This is a genomic window from Kitasatospora sp. SC0581 (assembly GCF_048159585.1).
Lineage (GTDB): Bacteria > Actinomycetota > Actinomycetes > Streptomycetales > Streptomycetaceae > Kitasatospora.
On sequence record NZ_JBLRWA010000314.1, the window covers coordinates 1 to 322 of the forward strand.

A 322-nucleotide genomic window follows, 5' to 3' on the forward strand; every position below is an offset into this window, starting at 1 on the left:
TGTGACTTCAGCTAAATAGCCTGTTATATATGGCGCGAAAATAGAGGATAACATACCTGCAAAATTAAAAATTCCAAAAACCCTTGCATACATAGCAGATGAAGTATGATCTGCGATAAAAGAAATTAAAACCGGATCAAGCGCCAGCTTTCCAATTAATCCGTAAACAACCAATCCGGCAATCATGAAAGAAAAACTGTCGGAATACGGAACAATAAATTGGCAAATCATCCCTAAGACTGCCAGTGTGAAAACCATTATTTTCTTGTTTTTGATTTTGTCCGACAGATATCCGAAAAACAGCGCACCCGGAATCGAGGAC

The 322-nt window shown here is 38.5% G+C and carries 1 protein-coding gene; it reads right to left on the reverse strand.

The genetic code is table 11. The features are described 5' to 3' along the window. Positions 1-322: MFS transporter (locus ACLWS4_RS38260; protein ID WP_416876605.1), on the reverse strand; the 322-nt coding region annotated here is incomplete at both ends.